Here is a 286-nt window from a genome sequence, read left to right as displayed (position 1 = left end):
TAGCTATGATTGTTTCCAATCAAAACTTGAGAGTGTCTCAGCAAGAATCTTCATTAAACGATTTAACCGAAGTTAAATTGCTTAAATCAATTCAGCTTAAATTTGGATTCCACATTGTTAAAGAACAAAGAAAATCACGATGAACAAGTCATCATGATTATCAAACAATTCGTGTGAACGCTTATGGACGTCGGTCTTCGTTTAAGGAGGTGATCCAGCCCCAGGTTCCCCTAGGGCTACCTTGTTACGACTTCACCCCAGTCATGAATCACTCCGTGGTGATCGC

At 40.2% G+C, this 286-nt stretch carries 1 rRNA gene; it reads right to left on the bottom strand.

From position 1 onward, the window contains the following. Positions 1-202 precede the first annotated feature (202 nt). Positions 203-286: ribosomal RNA gene (locus AK963_RS30850) — 16S ribosomal RNA — on the bottom strand; the annotation flags it as partial.

Origin of the sequence: Endozoicomonas atrinae (assembly GCF_001647025.1) — a bacterium.
Taxonomy (GTDB): Bacteria; Pseudomonadota; Gammaproteobacteria; order Pseudomonadales; family Endozoicomonadaceae; genus Endozoicomonas; species Endozoicomonas atrinae.
Note: the sequence above shows the minus strand (reverse complement) of the source record. Positions and strands in the feature narration are given on the sequence as shown.